We start from the raw sequence: 18628 nt of genomic DNA, 5'->3' as shown, positions 1-18628 counted from the left end.
AATAAATGAAGGAAGTGAACGAATGAAATTGAAGAACACTCATTTTAAAAAAATGCTTGAGTGGTTCAATAAGAGGAAGAAACTTCGTAATTCATTAATTGTATTGGGAAGTGTACTCGTTACTATATTTATTGCTGTAAATATAATAATTTCCATTCAAGACATATCTGAATTAAAACAAGCTGTTCCACAACCGACTTTAATTTATGATGCAAATAATGAGGTCGCAACTAAATTAGCTTCTTCGAAAACAGAAGGCGTTAAAAGAAAAGATATTCCTGATATTATGGTTCAGGCAATTGTTGCAGTAGAAGATAAGGAATTTTTTAACCATCATGGTATTTATTATAGTGGAATTATAAGTGCAGTTTTTAAAAATATTACAGCAGGAGAAGTTGTAGCAGGGGGAAGTACAATTACACAGCAGCTTGCGAAGAATGTATTTCTGACACAAGATCGTACATTTTCTCGTAAAATAAAGGAATACTTTTTAACGAAAAAAATAGAACGTACTTATACAAAAGATGAAATTATTGAAATGTATATGAATCAAATTTATTTTGGGGAAGGTGCTTGGGGGATAAAGAGGGCAGCTAAATCTTATTTTGATAAAGAGGTAAAAGATTTATCAATTTCAGAAGCTGCAACGATCGCGGGCTTAATTAAAGCGCCGTCTGCGTATTCGCCTTATAAAAACTTTAATAAATCAATTGAACGACGTAATGTCGTATTAAGTTTAATGAAGGAACAAGGATATATTTCTGAAGAGCAATACAATAAAGAAAAAGAGTCAGGACTTGTATTAAAACGTGGGGTTGATGATAAATATAAAGGTAAATACTCCCAATATGTAGACTATATAGTTAGGGAAGCGATGGATAAGTATGAATTAACACAAAATGAAATTTTAGCAGGTGGTTATCGTATTTATACAGAGTTGGATCCGAAAAAACAACAAGCTGTAGAAGATGTTGTGAATAATGATAGTTATTTTAAAGATAGTGGCTCAGATCAACTTATGCAAACGGGTGTAGTCCTTATAAATCCCAAAACAGGCGGTGTTCCAGCTTTAGTTGGGGGGAGAGGACCATATCAGTTTTTACAATTTAATCATGCTACGCAATTAAAAAGACAGCCAGGTTCAACATTAAAGCCTCTAGCTGTATATGTACCCGCTTTAGAACAAGGGTATGAGGTATACGATATATTAAAGGATGAACCATTTCATATTAAAGAATATGAACCGAAAAATAGTGATCAGGCTTTTCATGGTAATGTGACAATGTATGAAGCGGTAGCAAAGTCGTATAATGTTTCTGCTGTGTGGTTATTAGAGCAAATAGGATTAGATAAAGGATTGAAATCTTTAGAGCGATTTGGTATTCCATTAGTACCAGAAGACCGTACGTATCCAATTGCTTTAGGTGGGATGCATGTAGGGACATCTCCATTTGTAATGGCCCAAGCATATAGTACATTCGCTAATGATGGGGTTCAAGTAGAGGCTCATGCAATTAGAGAAGTTCAAAATGCTGAAGGGGAAATAATAGGAAAATGGTATAAAAAAGAGACACGAGTGACGAGTGAAAAAATTGCTCAAAAGATGACGTATTTATTAAAAGGTGTAGTCGAAAAGGGAACAGGTGAAAAAGCGAAAGTTAATAATGTTGATACAGCAGGAAAGACAGGGACGACTCAACTTGTAAATGGCCCGAGCGTAGGGGCAAAGGACTCGTGGTTTGTAGGATACACACCAGATTTAGTAGGTGCGATTTGGGTAGGATATGACAAAACAGATAGCGAGCATTATGTTCCGGGTGGTAGCCAAATTACAACGACGATGTTCCGGGATATCATGAAAAAAGCAAATGCAAACCCAGCCCAAAAAGCGTTCCAATTGTCGTTAATATCTGAGGCGGACTATAAAAAACAATTGCAAACAATTGAAGAAGAAAAGCGAAGAAAAGAAGAAGAAAAGAAAAGGCAAGAAGAAGAAAAGAAAAGGCAAGAAGAAGAGCAACAAAGGAAAAAAGAACAGCAAGAGTGGTTTGATAAAGTGAAAGAGTGGATTCCATCATTATGGTAAAAAAAGAGGCGAATTTCATTATTCGCCTCTTTCTCGTGTGAAAAATAAAGTGAGCTCATAATGAGTGAGATAAATGCTACTATTCATTAAGAGTAATGTTCGTACTGCCAAAGGATTGAGAATCGTATGTGACGATTATTGTTCCTTTACTAATCGGTTCGTAAGGTAATTCTTCTTCATAACTACCATTATTTTCATTATGGATAGACAGCGTGATTTCATCAATTCCTTTATTTGTATACTGATCTTTAATCGTTTCAGCAATTTGAAGTAGAGTTTCGTAATTAGAAGCTTTCGTAATAAGCATTCCTTTTATAACTTTTTTTTCATTATTTGTGGAATTGGAATAAGGGATGTCGTTTTGTTTCGTATACAAAAGTTTGTATGGAACTGTTTTTCTCTCTGCTTTTGAAATAGTGGAGTATTTTAGAGTTAAAAAAAATCCTACACATAAAATAATGCATATCATAAGAGCAATCCAAATGCGTATCAGTGACATAACTCTCATTTTTCATCCCTCTTTCATATCTTTGACTTCATTATTTATCATACAAAATGAGGATTAAGATAGAGTAAATTTGAGGTAAAGAAACGTAAAGAAGGAGCACTTATCCTCCCAAATAAGTGCTCCTTTTTATTAAAAGAGAGATTTAATAGACAATCAAAAGCAAACCTATTACTTATAAATGTGCTTAGTCCTCCCAAAATATTATCGGAAATTGTGGTTAGTAAATTCGGAAGACAGATAGTGTCGCAGTTGTATCGCCCGCAGGTCCTTGAGCACCAGTAGTCCCCGTAGTTCCTCCACCTAGGCAACCAGATCCATATTGAACTAGAATAGCTTGACCAAGAGCTTGAAGAAGTCTAACAAATTCTGTAAGTTCTGACTTAGGGATGTTAATATGGCTACATGCTCTTACTTCGCAACAATCATTACCATAAAATACTTTTCCTTTATTTTTATTGTTCATCTTTTCATTCTTTTCTTTCATAGAATCATTAGTCATTACTATATATTAAAATGAAATTTATACTAAATTCGTGATGGACAAACTACCATTTCTAAAAAAATAAGAAATTGGCCCACCTAGAAAGAAATAAGTAAGATATAGAGAAAGGTTTATATAATGTAAAGAAGAAAAGTGCAACATAAAAAACTACATGCTAATTGTTGGGAGTGTTTAACAATTGGCATGTAGTTCGTGGATTAGTCCTTTATTTACATTGATTTAATTTTTCAAGGGTTGTTTTAGGTAAGATTGGAATTGAAATAGTGAAAGTTGTACCATCTTCATTACTAGTCATTTTTAATGTGCCGTTATGATTTTGGATGATTTTTTTTGTTACTGACAAGCCTAGTCCTGTTCCCGAATCCTTCGTTGAGAAGAATGGATCAAAGATATATTCTTGAATAGCTGGAGGAATACCAATTCCATTATCTGTGAAAGTAATCCGAACGAAGTTATCAAGGCGATAACTAGTAATTTGAATAGAAAGAGGTTTGTCGCCTTGAGCATCGACGGCATTTTGAAATAGATTTAAAAACACTTGAACAAGTTCATGTCGATCAATATTGACTAAAATATCATCTAATTCATTAGAGAAGTTATAATCAATTGAAATGTTATGCAAGGAGACTTCACTAGCTAGTAACTGTTGAATATAGTCACGTAAAAATGTATTGATCGGAAACGGTTCTCTTGTAAATTCCCGTGTTTTTGAAACAGCTAAAAATTTTGTAATAATATTATTTGCACGATCTAATTCAGGGATAAGCAAGTTTTTAAATAACTCTTGATTTGATGTAGAAACGCTTTCTTGTAAAAATTGTAAGTATCCTCGTACTGTTGTAAGAGGATTTCGTACTTCGTGTGCAATTCCAGCTGCGATTCGCCCTGCTAACGAAAACTTCTCTGCATCACGTTCTGTATTTAAATAATGAAAGACACTAATAACTCTAAAAATCTCACCGTTATAATCACGAATAATTCGGTTATTTATAATACCGTAATTTTTGTCTAAAACTTCTTCATTATATATTTCTGTTCCCGTTCTTAATGTTTCAATTGCTTTAATTTTTTCTTCCGGCAAGTTTAGTAATTGTTGAATTGGTTTTCCAATAATATCATTGCGTATTACACCGAAATCATCTGCGGCAACTTGATTACATAAAGTAATATTCCCTTTACTATCGACAAAGGTTACATGATGTGAAAAGGCATCAAAAATATGAACAAAGTGTTTTTCAAGTTGTTCAAATAAAAATAATGAATCACAAGTAAGTTGAAAATTAGCTTCTTTATTTTCTTTTGGTATTTCTTGAATGGAATGAGTTGTTCTGGTTTTCTTTATTCGTAAACCAATATGTGGATTTTTGTATGTGAAATGATGTGGTAATTGATTCACAAGTTCTTCATAAAAACGTACTTTATTTTCTAGTTCTTCAATTCGTTTTTCATGAGATACAGTAACATCGTTTGGAAGCATAAATAAATAACCCCTCATTTTAAAAATTCTTCCATATAGTATATCATATTTTTATAAGGATACTCTTAAAGAAAAGGCTACATGATGCAAAGTGTTTGGAAAGTGAATAGAAGATGAAGTTAAAAAGGGAGGGATATATGTGCTGTTCATTGGAGTGACAGGATGGGGAGATCATAATTCTTTATACATAGATTCCTATGAAAATAGAAATAAATTACGAACATATAGCGAGTATTTTCCTATTGTGGAAGTGGATAGTTCATTTTACGCGATGCAACCTGCACGAAATTATATAAAATGGGCAATGGAAACGCCGAAAGATTTTTCTTTTGTCGTAAAAGCGTATCAAGGAATGACAGGACATATGAAAGGTGAAATTCCTTTTTCTACGTTCGATGAGATGTTTGATGTGTATAAACAGTCTATTCTTCCTTTATTAGAAGCTGATAAATTAAAAACAATTTTATTTCAATATCCACCATGGTTTGATTGCAAAAAGAAAAATGTAGATTTTCTTCGATATACGAAAGAAAAAATGGAAGGTTTACCATGTGCAATAGAATTTCGAAATCAAACATGGTTTTATCCAGAAATGAGAGATAAGACGTTACAGTTTCTAGAACAGGAGAAATGGGTTCATACAATTTGTGATGAACCACAGGCTGGGATAGGTTCTGTGCCACTCGTGTTAGAGGTTACGAATTCAGACATGGCATTAATACGTTTTCACGGTCGAAATGTTCATGGTTGGCTTGATAAAGGGGAGAATTGGAGAGCGGTTCGCTGTTTATATCGCTACAACAATAAAGAACTGGAAGAATGGGTTGAACGACTAGAGCAATTAAAAAAGAAAACAAAGGATATATACGTACTGTTTAACAACAATTCAGGTGGGGATGCAGCAGATAATGCGAAACAGCTGATGAAAATGATGAACATTACATATGGTGAGCCGAAGCCGGAGCAATTAAATTTTTTTGAATGATAATAAACAAGAAAGGCACTGTACAAACAGGGGGAATGTACAGTGCCTTTCTATATGAAAAAGAGGGGTAACAATGTTACTGAGCGTTTGGTTGATTCATCAATTGTTGGCTTCATAATAAATGATAATGGTTATCATTATCATTGTCAATGGTTTTTCTAAAAATATATAAAAAACTTTGTATATTTTAAATAGAGATAAAAAAAGAACAGCATTAATGCTGTTCTTTTCCGTTGACGAATTGTTGTAAATCAAAAGGAGTTATCGCCTGGATAAATTCTTTTGAGATAAGTGTTTGAACGAGAGTGCTCTCAGAGATAGAAGCACCTGTTTTCTTTTCATAAGCTTGTTTTAATAAATCAAGTTTTTCAGCCGTTTCTTTTGGTAATTCAATTGTAAGTGTGTTCATAATTTCTCCCCCTTATTATTAGAGTACCACTACAGTATAGGAGAGACAAGAAAAGAGAATATGAAATATAAAAAAGGTTACCAAATTTTCAAATGGTAACCTTTTTTATGTATAAGAGTTATTAAGCAATACCGATATACTTTAAAGTTTTTGATGGAGTACTGTGATCAAAGAAGTGTTGTAAAAATGCAATATCAACACCTGATTTGTATGCACAATAACCCCAAGTTTTTCGAAGTGTATGTGAGCTAATCCCTTCTAATCCAACTTCTTTTGCAGCTTTGTTTAAAATGTACCATGCATGTTGTCTCGTAATAGATTTTGTTCCTTTTTGAGATTTTAACAATGGTTCATTACGTTTCCAAGTTTTACGTTCTTTCATGTAGTCTTCGATTGCGTGCTGTAAGTCTTCATTTACAGCAAACCATTTATGTTTCTTCACTTTTTCATTGTAAAATAAAATGGAATGGCGAACATTTTCATTTTCATCGATTACATCACTAACTTTTAATTGTAAGATTTCACTTACTTTTAAGCCAGAATTTACAGCTAATACGAATAATAAGCCATCACGTTTCGAAGATTGTAAAAGTATATTTTTGATAGTTTCTAATTGTTTTTCATTTTGAATAGGTTGTCCTGCTTGTTTCATTTTACGCACTCTCCTCTTTTATATGTGTAAAGGAAAGGATTAACTTGTTTCTTACTATAAAGGGAGAGTGTGAATTTCATGTGAACTCCTAGTGAAATTAAGACAAATTATTTGACTTCTTTTACTTTTTGTAAATTGAAATAGAATACAACACTGTTAGTCGTATTATACACACCGTATTCGGCATGATGGAGGTCTAAAATGTTTTTTACAATAGATAATCCGAGACCGGTACCTCCAGTGTGACGGCTACGTGATGCATCTAGACGATAGAAGCGATCCCAAATTTTTTCAAGACTTTCTTCAGGGATAGGGTTTCCTGTATTTTCGATTTCGACTTTTACGGTATCTTCTGCTTCTATAATAGAGACTTGTATTTTTTTTCCATCTGGCGTATAACGGATTGCATTACTTAGTAAGTTCACAACTACTTGCTCAATGCGACTGCGATTTGCTTTAACAAGTATAGAAGGGTCTGCATCGACATTCACTTGTAAATGTTTTTCTTCCATGCTAAATAATAATTTTGTGTAGACTTGTTGCGTTAATTCACCAATTGAGAACGTCGTCATATCTAGTTTGTAAGTACCAGATTCCAGCTTTGCTAATTCTAACATTTCAACAATCAGCCTGTTCATATTTTCTGTTTCTTCTAAAATAACATCAGTATAATACGAAGTATCCTTACTAACACCATCTTTAATTCCTTCTGCAAAACTTCTAATTACACTCAGTGGTGTTTTTAATTCGTGTGACACGCCAGAAATGAATTCTTTTCTTGTTTTTTCTAATTGACGTTCACGTTCAATATCTTGTTGTAACTTTGTATTAGCGACATTTAATCGATCGATTCGATCTTTTAAATTTACAGATAATGTATTGATACTGCCAGAAAGCCCGCCAATTTCATCGTCAGCTGTAACAGGTAATTTCTCGCTGAAATCAAAATTAGCCATTTTTTTTGTAACACGATTTATTTTAATTAATGGCTTAACAATGATTTTTGAGTAGTAGAAGGATAACAAAATAATAACGAGAAACACGATGATTAAGGCATAAACATAATAGTCTTTTAAAACGAGCATCGCTTCATTAACGGGCTGCAAAGATGCTATCGCAAAAGCATATTCTGTAATCTTTCCGTTTTCTATAATCGGTTTTACAAAGATACTATTTTTTATATTTTCGCCACCATCTAATATGAACGTGTTTAATTGGTTCGAGTTAGAAGTGCCATCTCTAATAATATCTGCAAAATATTGAACGGCTTGTAATGTTTCAATATCATTTGCAAGACGAACCTCAGCTTTTGATGGGAGCTGTAACTTAGTTATAACACCTGTAAAGACGATGCGAGTTGTAGATTTGTATCGGCTTGCAAGTCTATTCTTGGAAGGATTACCATTAATCGACTGAAAATCCGAATAGAAATGTTCGTTTTGCCATTGATTATAATTCGTTCCTAATTTTTGTGGTGTGATTATATTATTCTCTTGTACGACTCCATCAACATTAATTATTACATCTTTTTTTAAACCTAAATTTTCGAATTTATTATATTCTTCTGGTGTTAAAAGATTATTGAGTGGAATGGAATACTGTTTATTATTGTTGGGATTAAATACATCGATATAGTAATTGTTATCACTTTTAATAATACCGTTAGAATCCAAAAACTGCATATCGGCATTTGTTTTATCATGAAATTCTTGTTTTAGTTTTCTAATTTTCTCATAACTTTTATCACTTTTGTCATAATTATCTACGAATTTTTCAAAAGCAGTTTGAACTGTTTTTACTTTTTTATTAATATAAAATTTCTCTAAAAATAGAGATTGTCCTAGGAAAAAAAGTAGGAATATGATTGTAAATAAAGTTGATGTTAATAAAAATAGTTTAAAGACGATACTTCTGTTTTTCACTGCGTCACCTCTTATGAGAAATACTGTAAATGATTTCTTTATCCCGCTTTAACGGGTAATAAGACTCCTACTTCAAAATTCGGCAAATACAAGGGAGTTAGGCGGGAGATCAACTGCCCGTAAAATCCTGATTGGTTCAACTAATAATCAGTGGGGAATGGGAAAAATCCCCACTGATTAAAGTTTCACTTTATTATAACAAACGTTACAAGAAAGTAGAGGGGAGAAATCTGTCTCTTTATGAAATAGTTATTTATAAAAAGTCACATAAAAAGAACTCGCCAGACGTATGACAAGTTCTTTAGTGTATTATTGTTGAATTGCTGCATCTAAAGCGATTTCAATCATTTCGTTAAATGTAGTTTGACGCTCTTCAGATGTTGTTTCTTCGCCAGTGAAGATGTGATCGCTAACTGTTAATACAGATAATGCATTTACACCGTATTTCGCTGCTAATGTGTAAAGAGCAGTTGTTTCCATTTCTACTGCTAATACACCGTAATCTCCAAGTTTTTTAACCATGTCCATGCTTTCACGATAAAACACATCTGCTGTTAAAACGTTACCGACACGAACGTGTAATCCTTTTTCAGTTCCAGCATCGTAAGCTTTCTTTAAAAGATCAAAGTTTGCAGCTGGTGCAAAATCAAATCCTGGGAATGTTAAACGGTTCATATTAGAATCAGTACAAGCCGTCATTGCGATAATAACATCACGAACTTTTACATCTTTTTGAATTGCACCGCAAGTTCCAACGCGAATTAAATTTTTAACTCCGTAGCTTTGGATTAATTCGTTTGCATAAATAGAAATAGAAGGAACACCCATACCTGTACCTTGAACAGATACACGTTTTCCTTTATAAGTTCCAGTGAAACCTAACATACCACGTACGTTATTATAGCAAGTAACATCCTCTAGAAATGTTTCAGCGATATATTTTGCACGTAATGGATCACCAGGTAATAGAATAGATTCAGCGATTTCGCCTTGTTTTGCTTCGATATGTACACTCATGAAAAGTCCTCCTTATAATGTATTGATAGAAATCAATATCATTTGCATTATACACTACGAATCCTTTCAATTAAAATCTTTTTATTATTTGTAATATGTGCAAAATAGGAGGATTTCATAAATCATAATCTAGAATATATACCTTAAGAAGTTTTGTATGAACAGAGACAATAAAAATGGTAGGTGATGTTTTGAAAAATCTTGTCATTGGGCTTATTGCGTTAGTACTTATTGTGGCAGGAGGATTTTACATAAAAAAATATCAAGAAAACGAAGAGACTGTAGGAGATGTTCAGGAAGTAAAGTGGGATGTGTCAAATGGAAAGGGAAATGAGAAAGTAGATATTGTATTTCAGTTGTTAAACAAAAAGAATAATGAAATTCGTGGTTTAAATGATCAAATTCGGGCAGTGATTGTAGATGGACAGTTAAAACACATACAACAAATTAAACCTACATTTGCAGGGAACGGGTCATATAAGTTATCTTCCAAAATAGCGAAAGACGAAGAATATACAATATTTTTATACGAAGATAAAAATAAGTCCGTAGAGTCATTCGCTAGGAAAGATTTTGGTAGAACGAAAGAGGAGAACAATAAGAAAAAAGTGAAATTTCCAATCGACAGTGTACTTACAAAAAAAATAGGAGAGTATGAAGTTTCTCTTTTATTTGGCGCATTACATCCGAATGAACCAGTTACGTTAACATTTCAGTTTCAAGCGAAAAAGGGTGAAAAATTGAAATTACATTCAGAGAGAGGAGAAGTAGAGTCACTCTATATCGTGGATGAAACGAAGGAGAACTTTTTATACGCTATGCCTGTAGATACGGATGAGCAATTACAATACCGGATTACATTTCCTGCCGAGGGCACGTATAAAATGTGGGGGAATTTCTATATAAATGGTAAGAAGTATGAAAAAGAATTTATTGTACAAGTTCAAAAAAGAAAAAACAGCTAAGAATTTAGCTGTTTTTTCTTTTTCCTATTAATTTTGTTACAGAGAGCATTGTAATTGGTAAAGAATGATTCTTCCTAAATGCTAAATATTTACCGCTCCATGCTGGTTTATATTTTTCTTTAAAATGTCGTAATCCGCTGAAACTATACGTATAACGAACGTTATTAAAGATTGCAGCAGCCACTCGTTCAGACCAGAAAGACTGTGTGGATAAACCAACATTTGAAAGTGGTGCCATACCAATATTAAAGGAGTGGTATTCATTTTCTTTTGCCCATTGGAATAAGTGGATGAAAATTGCGTCCATAATGCCGCTAGGCGCATCGGGATAATATCGCATTAAATCGACAGATAATGATCCGTTTTGATATACGGGCATGAATGTTGTGAATGCAATAATTTTTCCATCTGCATCAGATAATGTTGCGATAGGGGCACGACTAATATATTCACGATCGAAGTATCCGAGTGAAAAACCTTTCTCTTTTTTTCCACCAAGCCATGCATCTGAAACTTTTCTTAACTCTTCATATAATTCGTCTGAGAAAGGTGGCTCGTGAATAGAGAATGTATAGCCTTCTCTTTCAAAACGGTTGAAAGTAGCTCGCATGCCAGCGCGTTTCTTTCCTGTTATTGTAAATGTATTTAAATCAACAACAGCTTCTTCACCGAGCTTAAAGAAGTTATAACCAAAATCGTGATATAAACTCATCCATTTACTTTCAATTTGGTAGAATACACAAATGTATCCAAATCGATCAGCCTCAGCTAAAAACTCTTGCAGTACAGTACGATAGGAGGAAGGGTCCCCAATTGGATCACCTAGTACAATAAGTCGTTTTCCAGTTATTGAGAAGAGAATGAGTGCTTTTCCATCACTACTGAAAAAGAACTGCTTATCTCCTAAAAAACCTAAATGACTAAGTACGTTTCCACCATGTTCATCTAAGAAGTTTTGTAATCTTTTATCATTAGCTGGTTGCCCGGGAAATTCATTTCGATAACGATTTGCAATGAGTGAACCAATTAGTAAAAAAGTAGGAACAAAAAAGGCAGCTGCTAATGCACTTCGTTTCACTTGTGTAATATTACGAACGACAAAATCAGGTTTGAAAGCTTCCTTTGCACCTGCAAATAAAATACCTAAGTTTTTATATAAATATAACGTTACAAGTAGGAATATAAAAACTTTTACGATATCGGAAAGTGAGACTTCCATTTTCTCACGTACAAACCTTTTACGAAGCATATACAATACAGCGAGTACGATTAATAAAATAAACGTTTCTTCAACATCAATTCCTTTTAGTGTATTAAAAATAGCCGCTCCAATTAAAGAAACAATCGTCATATAATAAGAACGTTTTGTTCCGTAATATATCCCCCGTGAAAGAATGAGTAGGAGAATACCGAATGTTAGCGATAAGCTAAAAGAAAATTGAATAAGGTGTTTTGGAGCTAGAATATGTAAGGCGTGTGCCCGATTTATACTTGTCGGTAGAATGGTTGATAAAATAACCATTAAGCCAGCAAATACTGTTAAAGCAGCAGATGCCCAAGAACCTAACTTTCCTAGAAAGTCACGCTGCAAAGTCCATATAACACCAGTTGTCTCTAATGCAGGCGCAATAAAAGGTTTATCTTCAAACTTTTTAATGGCTACTCCTGTCATTTCAAAAGCTGCAAAAATGAGACCAAGGCAGAATGGTAAGATGTAATAGACGAGACGATATAATAACATAGCAGGGAGTAAAACACCTGTATCGATGCCGTATTGCCCAAGCCCAGTTAAGAAGACAAGATCAAATGATCCAAGGCCACCAGGAACAAGACTAACGACACCAGCTAAAGCAGCAATGACATATACGCCTAAAAACTTTTGGAATTCGATTTCAATGCCAAATAATAATAATATGACGTACATAACAATACCAGCAGATACCCATTCGACTAATGAAACTAATGAGTATAAAACGGTTGGGTTTTTCTCCTCTTCTTCTTGTCCCTCTGTTTGCGTCGCTTTTCTATTTTTTAATTTAGAAAACCCGATATATATAGGAACGAAAAGAGCAAAGAAGATAAGAACAGGCCATAGCCATGGTTTTTCATGCAAAATAAATCTCGTGTCTAATATTCCGATAAGACCAAGAAATGAAAGAATGGCTAATCCATTAATAAAGGCAGTTGTCATCCAAGCGATACTTTTAATAAGTTTTCCATTTTCTTTTATGTATGGACGATAAAGCATTGTGCGTACGCCGGCTCCAACGAGACCACCAAACCCGATAAATCCATTTAAAGTATTAGCAATCCACGAGATACGGAAAATCTTTTGGACAGGAATATCAGCTTTTAAGTAACGAAGCATAACATAGTCATAAAAGAACATTGTTGATACAGCGAATGCACCAAGTGTAATTGCTAAAAAGACTCCTCCAGTTGGAATGTTTTTAATTGTATCAATCGCTTCTAAAAAAGAAATGCCCGCTAATTCTTTTTTTGCTTGAAAGAATACAATTGTTAATACAACAAATGGGAAGATAATTTTCCCGATTTGTAAGAAACGTTTCCATGAAAACGACATAAATACAACTCTCCTTGTGTAAGAAAACTGAGACAATAATATTATTATGACAAACTTCAAGAAAAATAAAAAGGTAAATTCCTGTATAGGGGAGCTATTTTTTATATAGGTATATTTAAAAGAATATTTTGTTTATCAGAAAATTAAGTTAGAATAAGATAAAAGAAGGAGGATGGGGGAGTATATGATTATAAAAGGTTATGTAGGATATGAGTTAGAAAAAGCGAAACCTAATACATCAGAGGATTTTTTTAACAGATCTGAAGTGACATATATATTAAATGATAAAGAGAAAACTTTTTCGGTTTTATACGTTCGATATTTTGAAGAAGTTTTACAAGAAATTACTCCTTTTGAAGGAAATCCAGTGTATAAAGTAGAAGAACAACACATATATTTGCGCGATATTGTAGCGATATGTTGTTTAGTGAAAGATAGGGAGCTTCGTGCGCAAAAACGTTTGTATTTAAATAATATGGAAGAATTTCAACAATATTTTGATGAGGGAACGGTGTTGAAAGTACAAGAAATATTGGCTGAATTACATAAAAATAAAAGAGTAGAAATAGCGTAAAATGGCAAAGGAGAGAGAAAAATGTCTAATTTGATGGTTGAAAATCAAACAGAGCAAGTTTCTATATTTTTAGAAGATGCTATTCATTTAATAACCAATTATGTAAATTATCATACGTTGCCTTCTTTATTAGAGGAGACACCGGCAGGGAACGAGCAATATTATAAAGGGTTATTAGCATCAATGAGACGACTTCTCGTTTTTTGCGAAGAAGGACATGATGCATGTTTTGTTTTGTTGAATAGTCAGCCATTTCGAAAAACAGCAGCTGAAAAAATTTTATATAAGATTTACCATCAAGTAATTGCAGAGTTTTTTTCACCGAAGAGTGATTATTGGTATGAAAATAGTCGGTCTGCATATACAGGAAAAAATTCTATCGTTTTTCAACAAACACCACCTGCATCTTTGGGGCAAGTGATGAAGAGTTTAGAAGGTAAATTTCAATTGATGCGTGAAGAACTAGAATATTATGAGACGGATTATCAGACAAAGATGTTACACAAATATTGATTGCGGAAAAGAAGCTAAGGTGACTTAGCTTCTTTTCCTTTTGTACAGTTATATAAGGGATTTTCATTGAATATAGTTAAGTGGATAGCATTAGGGAGGTGCAACATGAATCAGCAAGGTGTATTTACAGATTACTTTCATGAAGTAGAAAATTGGTGTGAAAGTGTTCTTCACGTATTAGATAGCCGTGCAATGGAAGTGTATGATGTCCATATGCTTGCTTATAAAATTCAGACGTTGTTAGAGCGTATGAAAGAGCATGAGTATGAAACAGATGCAGAGTTTATGTATGAAATAAGTGATGATGTAGAACATATTCAGCATCACTTGCAGGAAGTATTTATGCAAGAAGAAGAGGAATATGAATTATATGAAAGAGGGGATAGCGAACGAGCTGTTCCAATTGGAGGACATACACTCCCGCCATTACCTTATCCGTATAATGCGTTAGAACCGTATATTTCTAAAGAAATTATGATGTTACACCATGATAAACATCATCGGAGTTACGTGGAAGGGTTAAATAAAGCAGAGAAGATGATGGAAGAAGCGAGAAAAACAAATCAATTTGATTTAATTAAGCATTGGGAAAGAGAAGCGGCTTTTCATGGGTCAGGTCATTACTTACACACGATATTTTGGAATAACATGAAAAAAGACGGTGGTGGAAGTCCAAGAGGTGCTTTTTCACAACAAATCGAACAAGATTTTGGGAGCTTTTTACGTTTCCAAAAACATTTTACAGAAGCGGCCTCTAAAGTAGAAGGTTCAGGCTGGGCAATTCTCGTTTGGGTGCCCCGGTCTGGAAGGTTAGAAATTTTGCAAAGTACACTTCATCAATTATTTACACAATGGGATACGATACCACTCCTTGTACTAGATGTCTGGGAACATGCGTATTATTTACAATACCAAAATCGAAAAGATGAATATATTAAAAACTGGTGGAATGTTGTAAATTGGCCTGATGTAGAAAAAAGGTTTGAAACTGCGAAACAAATTGAATGGACACCATATTAGACGCAAATTCTCTGCGTCTTTTTTAATGGAAGCAGAAGGAAGATTTCGTTCATATTTTAAAAGGCCAAGCATACACTTGTACAAAAAGTGCCAAAAGGACGTGGGGGGAAATATGAGACGAATTTGTGTAATCATTACGCTTCTTATTATGTACGCAAGCGTTATGCCAATTCCTACATATGCAAAGATGAACAGCAATGTCAGTGCTCGAAATGCTGTATTAATGGAGCAACAGTCTGGTCGTGTATTATACGGAAAAGCAGAACATGAACCTCAAAAAATTGCTAGTATAACAAAAATTATGACTGCCTTGTTAGCTGCTGAATCAGGGAAGATGAAAGAAATGGTGTCAGTTAGCAATGAAGCGGTGAGGGTGGAAGGATCAGCAATCTATTTAAAGCCTGGACAAAAAGTGAAGTTAGAAGATTTAGTATACGGACTCATGCTTAGATCTGGTAATGACGCAGCGCAAGTAATTGCTGAAAGTGTGGGTGGGAGTATAGATGGATTCGTATATTTAATGAATGAAAAGGCGAAAGAAATTGGAATGAAAGATACTCACTTTTCAAACCCTCATGGTTTAGATGGAGATGGATCACATTATTCGTCGGCTTACGATATGGCGTTATTAACGAAGTATGCAATGGGAAACGAGTCATTTAAAAAAATCTTTGGAACAAAAACGTATAAATCCGATTCTTGGGATTACCCGTGGAAAAATAAACATAAGTTGGTAACGTCTTATTATGAATTTGCAACAGGAGGAAAAACAGGCTTTACGAAGAAAGCAGGAAGAACGCTTGTTACAACGGCATCGAAAGATGGACTAGATTTAATTGTCGTAACTTTGAGTGCTTCTAGTGATTGGGATGATCATATGAATCTATTTGACAAAGGATTCGAACGTTTCAAGCAAACGAAAGTTTTAGGACAAGGAGCAATTGCTGAAATAAATGAAAAGAAGTATGCCAACCATGTTTATACGAAAAATAGTTTTTCCGTGCCGTTAACTGAAGAGGAAAGAAAGAACGTGTTATTAAAAGTTGAACTGGATAAAAGTATAACGCTTGAGGATGGAGTAAAGGTTGGAAAGACAGATGTTTATGTTGGCAATGAGAAAGTTGGAGAACGGAATTTATTTTATAGTAAACGGAAGTTAGTAGCTACAACGGGACTTTACTGGAATAATGTGAAAGAAATTTTTTCTTACATGATAGGTGTTGGGAACGATGGTTAATCTCGTATGGGTAGCGATGGCTGTCATTGGGATTGTATACGCCATGATAAATGGAACGATGGAAGAAGTGAATAAGGCTGTATTTGACGGAGCAAAAGATGCAGTAACGATTTGTATAGGACTTATTAGTGTTTTAGTATTTTGGCTTGGTTTAATGAAAATTGCAGAGGAAGCCGGATTGTTAAAAAAATTAGTTTCACTTTTTATGCCGATAGTAAAAAGGTTGTTTCCAGAAATACCAAAGGACCATCCGTCCATGGGATTTATTCTATCAAATATGATGGCAAACTTTTTTGGTCTAGGTAATGCAGCAACCCCTCTTGGTATTAAAGCGATGGAACAACTAAAAGAGTTAAATGGAGGAAAGGATTCGGCGAGCCGTTCTATGGTGACGTTTCTAGCATTAAATACATCAGCTATTACATTAATTCCTACGACAGTCATTTCAATTCGAATGACGTATGAATCAGCCAATCCTACTGAAATTGTTGGGGTAACATTTATTGCACAAGTACTTTCTATGATTGGAGCGATTTGGATTGACCGCTATTTTTACCGAAGAAGGAGTAGAAAGGGGCGGAAAAAATGAGTATTGTAAATACAATTTCTTTATGGGTAATCCCTTGTGTAATTGGTTTTATCCTTTTATATGGCACGATAAAGAAAGTGCCGACGTATGAATCGTTCGTTGAGGGAGGAAAAGAAGGGATTCAAATTGCAATTTCCATTTTACCGTTTATGGTTGGAATGCTTGTTTCTATTTCTATATTCCGATCTTCAGGTGCGCTAGATGCAATGATATCAGTAATGAAGCCAATGCTAGATTTAATTCATGTTCCAGCAGAAATCGTTCCATTAGCACTAATACGCCCTATTTCAGGTTCTGCTGGTCTAAGTATTACGACTGATTTAATTGCCACATATGGGCCAGACTCATTCATTGGGAGATTAGCTTCTACGATGCAAGGGAGTACAGATACGACTTTTTATATTTTAACAGTATACTTCGGAGCTGTTGGTATTAGAAAAATGGGAGATGCATTAAAAGTAGGTCTTTTTGCAGATTTAATCGGAATTATTTGCTCGATTGTCTTTGTTTCCCTATTGTTTCAGTAAAGCTATTCATTTTTTATGCTATTTCGCGTATAATACGTATACGACCACTATTAAGGTGTAGCTTAATAGTGGTTTTTTTATGTGGTATTTTTGACAAAATGATGAACTTTTATTGTGAGAAATATGAAAAATATGGACAATAATAAAGGATAAAAACATGATTTGACCTTTATATGTTTAATATCATCGCTATGTTGTTTAAGTGAGATGGAGCGAATAACCGTAAAGCGTATGCGGTTGCCAAGTCTTTCTAATGTAAGGTAAGATAAATTCGAGGTGAAAAAAAGAAATGGAACGATTACAAAAAGTGATTGCGCAAGCAGGTATTGCATCGAGAAGAAAGGCTGAGGAATTAATTCAGCAAGGAAAAGTGAAAGTTAACGGAAAAATAGTGAAAGAGTTAGGAACAAAAGTAACTCCTCAAGATAAAGTAGAAGTAAATAACATCCCTCTTGAAAAAGAAGAACCTGTTTATTTTTTACTATATAAACCAACTGGTGTAATTTCAAGTGTATCAGATGATAAAGGTAGAAGTGTTGTAACAGACTTTTTCCCTGAAATTACACAACGTTTATTCCCAATCGGACGTCTAGATTATGATACGTCAGGAGTATTATTAATGACAAACGACGGGGACTTCGCAAATATATTAATGCATCCTAAATATAAAGTTGAAAAAACGTATGTTGCAAAAATAAAAGGCCCATTAACAGGTGAGAAAATTCGCATGTTAGAACGCGGTGTTGCACTAGAAGACGGTAAAACAGCACCAGCACATGTGAAAATTATTTCTTGGGACAAGCGTAAAGAAATGGCTATTGTACAATTAACAATTCATGAAGGACGTAACCGTCAAGTACGTCGTATGTTTGAAGCGTTAGACTGTAAAGTAGTGAAATTAAAACGTGAACGTTATGCTTTCTTAGAAGTAGGAAGCCTGCGACCTGGTGATGCGAGAGAATTGACACCACATGAGGTGAAACAATTACGCGCGCTTGCTTCTACAAAGCCAAGATAAGCTATAGAGTTAAAAATTCACCAGTGGAGTGCTCTGCTGGTGA

General features: G+C 34.2%; 18 protein-coding genes. 10 read left to right on the top strand and 8 right to left on the bottom strand.

All coding sequences use genetic code 11. From position 1 onward, the window contains the following. Positions 1–22 precede the first annotated feature (22 nt). Entirely contained in the window at positions 23–2086 is a 2064-nt protein-coding gene (locus tag CQ064_RS02135) for a transglycosylase domain-containing protein (RefSeq protein ID WP_000769250.1), read from the top strand. A 79-nt stretch (positions 2087–2165) separates the two neighbouring features. Here the strand turns inward: CQ064_RS02135 and CQ064_RS02130 are convergent, their stop codons facing one another. The 3 genes from CQ064_RS02130 to CQ064_RS02120 form a co-directional block, all read right to left on the bottom strand. Further along, positions 2166–2594: a hypothetical protein gene (locus CQ064_RS02130; protein ID WP_001265576.1), complete on the bottom strand. Its 429-nt coding sequence runs from the start codon at positions 2592–2594 to the stop codon at positions 2166–2168. Between the two features lie 217 nt (positions 2595–2811). After that, positions 2812–3078 (bottom strand): hypothetical protein, encoded by a 267-nt coding sequence (locus CQ064_RS02125; RefSeq protein ID WP_003270023.1) that lies wholly within the window; start codon positions 3076–3078, stop codon positions 2812–2814. 223 nt (positions 3079–3301) lie between these two features. Continuing rightward, positions 3302–4573 (bottom strand): ATP-binding protein, encoded by a 1272-nt coding sequence (locus CQ064_RS02120; protein WP_000937268.1) that lies wholly within the window; start codon positions 4571–4573, stop codon positions 3302–3304. A 139-nt stretch (positions 4574–4712) separates the two neighbouring features. Here CQ064_RS02120 and CQ064_RS02115 point away from each other — a divergent pair, with 139 nt between their 5' ends. Then, the gene (locus tag CQ064_RS02115) at positions 4713–5558 is read left to right on the top strand and encodes a DUF72 domain-containing protein (protein WP_000897364.1); all 846 of its coding nucleotides are present in this window, start codon (positions 4713–4715) and stop codon (positions 5556–5558) included. 214 nt (positions 5559–5772) lie between these two features. On the opposite strand, the gene CQ064_RS02110 is transcribed toward CQ064_RS02115, so the two are convergent. The 4 genes from CQ064_RS02110 to deoD all read right to left on the bottom strand — a co-directional run bounded on the left by CQ064_RS02110 (position 5773) and on the right by deoD (position 9558). After that, positions 5773–5967: a DUF3924 domain-containing protein gene (locus CQ064_RS02110; RefSeq protein WP_001094860.1), complete on the bottom strand. Its 195-nt coding sequence runs from the start codon at positions 5965–5967 to the stop codon at positions 5773–5775. A 121-nt stretch (positions 5968–6088) separates the two neighbouring features. Then, positions 6089–6619, bottom strand: coding sequence for a tyrosine-type recombinase/integrase (locus tag CQ064_RS02105; protein ID WP_000806236.1), 531 nt, complete (start codon positions 6617–6619; stop codon positions 6089–6091). A 107-nt stretch (positions 6620–6726) separates the two neighbouring features. Continuing rightward, a complete protein-coding gene (locus CQ064_RS02100; RefSeq protein WP_000797504.1) occupies positions 6727–8541 on the bottom strand; it encodes a sensor histidine kinase in 1815 nt (604 codons plus the stop codon). Positions 8542–8850: 309 nt separating this feature from the next. After that, on the bottom strand, positions 8851–9558 hold the full coding sequence (deoD, locus tag CQ064_RS02090) for a purine-nucleoside phosphorylase (RefSeq protein ID WP_000110700.1): 708 nt from the start codon (positions 9556–9558) through the stop codon (positions 8851–8853). 176 nt (positions 9559–9734) lie between these two features. On the opposite strand from deoD, the gene CQ064_RS02085 reads away from it, so the two are divergent. Then, on the top strand, positions 9735–10523 hold the full coding sequence (locus tag CQ064_RS02085) for a hypothetical protein (RefSeq protein ID WP_000232601.1): 789 nt from the start codon (positions 9735–9737) through the stop codon (positions 10521–10523). A gap of 4 nt (positions 10524–10527) precedes the next feature. On the opposite strand, the gene mprF is transcribed toward CQ064_RS02085, so the two are convergent. Beyond that, the gene (mprF, locus tag CQ064_RS02080) at positions 10528–13107 is read right to left on the bottom strand and encodes a bifunctional lysylphosphatidylglycerol flippase/synthetase MprF (RefSeq protein WP_000010853.1); all 2580 of its coding nucleotides are present in this window, start codon (positions 13105–13107) and stop codon (positions 10528–10530) included. A gap of 184 nt (positions 13108–13291) precedes the next feature. Here mprF and CQ064_RS02075 point away from each other — a divergent pair, with 184 nt between their 5' ends. From CQ064_RS02075 to rluB, 7 genes are all read left to right on the top strand, one after another. Then, complete coding sequence (locus CQ064_RS02075; protein ID WP_000584358.1) at positions 13292–13681, top strand: hypothetical protein; 390 nt, start codon at positions 13292–13294, stop codon at positions 13679–13681. Positions 13682–13702: 21 nt separating this feature from the next. Beyond that, complete coding sequence (locus CQ064_RS02070) at positions 13703–14194, top strand: YpuI family protein (protein WP_000067551.1); 492 nt, start codon at positions 13703–13705, stop codon at positions 14192–14194. 105 nt (positions 14195–14299) lie between these two features. After that, positions 14300–15214: a superoxide dismutase gene (locus tag CQ064_RS02065; protein WP_001075742.1), complete on the top strand. Its 915-nt coding sequence runs from the start codon at positions 14300–14302 to the stop codon at positions 15212–15214. Between the two features lie 112 nt (positions 15215–15326). Beyond that, on the top strand, positions 15327–16451 hold the full coding sequence (locus CQ064_RS02060; RefSeq protein WP_001252626.1) for a D-alanyl-D-alanine carboxypeptidase family protein: 1125 nt from the start codon (positions 15327–15329) through the stop codon (positions 16449–16451). Continuing rightward, positions 16444–17040 (top strand): spore maturation protein SpmA, encoded by a 597-nt coding sequence (spmA, locus tag CQ064_RS02055; RefSeq protein WP_000247810.1) that lies wholly within the window; start codon positions 16444–16446, stop codon positions 17038–17040. The genes CQ064_RS02060 and spmA overlap by 8 nt, the downstream gene beginning before the upstream one ends. After that, positions 17037–17567 (top strand): spore maturation protein SpmB, encoded by a 531-nt coding sequence (gene spmB, locus CQ064_RS02050; protein WP_000029514.1) that lies wholly within the window; start codon positions 17037–17039, stop codon positions 17565–17567. Before spmA ends, spmB begins: the two co-directional genes overlap by 4 nt. A 289-nt stretch (positions 17568–17856) precedes the next feature. Further along, positions 17857–18585 (top strand): 23S rRNA pseudouridine(2605) synthase RluB, encoded by a 729-nt coding sequence (gene rluB, locus CQ064_RS02045; RefSeq protein ID WP_000440553.1) that lies wholly within the window; start codon positions 17857–17859, stop codon positions 18583–18585. The last annotated feature ends 43 nt before the right edge of the window (positions 18586–18628 follow it).

The organism is Bacillus sp. MYb78 (assembly GCF_002975115.1).
Lineage (GTDB): Bacteria > Bacillota > Bacilli > Bacillales > Bacillaceae_G > Bacillus_A > Bacillus_A cereus.
Note: the sequence above shows the minus strand (reverse complement) of the source record. Positions and strands in the feature narration are given on the sequence as shown.

Bases quoted from the DNA above. Each gene is read 5' to 3' on its own strand.
- CQ064_RS02085 (WP_000232601.1), top strand. From the start codon at position 9,735: ATGGTAGGTGATGTTTTGAAAAATCTTGTCATTGGGCTTATTGCGTTA.
- CQ064_RS02110 (WP_001094860.1), bottom strand. From the start codon at position 5,967: ATGAACACACTTACAATTGAATTACCAAAAGAAACGGCTGAAAAACTT.
- CQ064_RS02070 (WP_000067551.1), top strand. From the start codon at position 13,703: ATGTCTAATTTGATGGTTGAAAATCAAACAGAGCAAGTTTCTATATTT.
- CQ064_RS02125 (WP_003270023.1), bottom strand. From the start codon at position 3,078: ATGAAAGAAAAGAATGAAAAGATGAACAATAAAAATAAAGGAAAAGTA.
- spmB (WP_000029514.1), top strand. From the start codon at position 17,037: ATGAGTATTGTAAATACAATTTCTTTATGGGTAATCCCTTGTGTAATT.
- CQ064_RS02105 (WP_000806236.1), bottom strand. From the start codon at position 6,619: ATGAAACAAGCAGGACAACCTATTCAAAATGAAAAACAATTAGAAACT.
- rluB (WP_000440553.1), top strand. From the start codon at position 17,857: ATGGAACGATTACAAAAAGTGATTGCGCAAGCAGGTATTGCATCGAGA.
- mprF (WP_000010853.1), bottom strand. From the start codon at position 13,107: ATGTCGTTTTCATGGAAACGTTTCTTACAAATCGGGAAAATTATCTTC.
- CQ064_RS02060 (WP_001252626.1), top strand. From the start codon at position 15,327: ATGAGACGAATTTGTGTAATCATTACGCTTCTTATTATGTACGCAAGC.
- deoD (WP_000110700.1), bottom strand. From the start codon at position 9,558: ATGAGTGTACATATCGAAGCAAAACAAGGCGAAATCGCTGAATCTATT.
- CQ064_RS02065 (WP_001075742.1), top strand. From the start codon at position 14,300: ATGAATCAGCAAGGTGTATTTACAGATTACTTTCATGAAGTAGAAAAT.
- CQ064_RS02075 (WP_000584358.1), top strand. From the start codon at position 13,292: ATGATTATAAAAGGTTATGTAGGATATGAGTTAGAAAAAGCGAAACCT.
- spmA (WP_000247810.1), top strand. From the start codon at position 16,444: ATGGTTAATCTCGTATGGGTAGCGATGGCTGTCATTGGGATTGTATAC.
- CQ064_RS02120 (WP_000937268.1), bottom strand. From the start codon at position 4,573: ATGCTTCCAAACGATGTTACTGTATCTCATGAAAAACGAATTGAAGAA.
- CQ064_RS02130 (WP_001265576.1), bottom strand. From the start codon at position 2,594: ATGAGAGTTATGTCACTGATACGCATTTGGATTGCTCTTATGATATGC.
- CQ064_RS02135 (WP_000769250.1), top strand. From the start codon at position 23: ATGAAATTGAAGAACACTCATTTTAAAAAAATGCTTGAGTGGTTCAAT.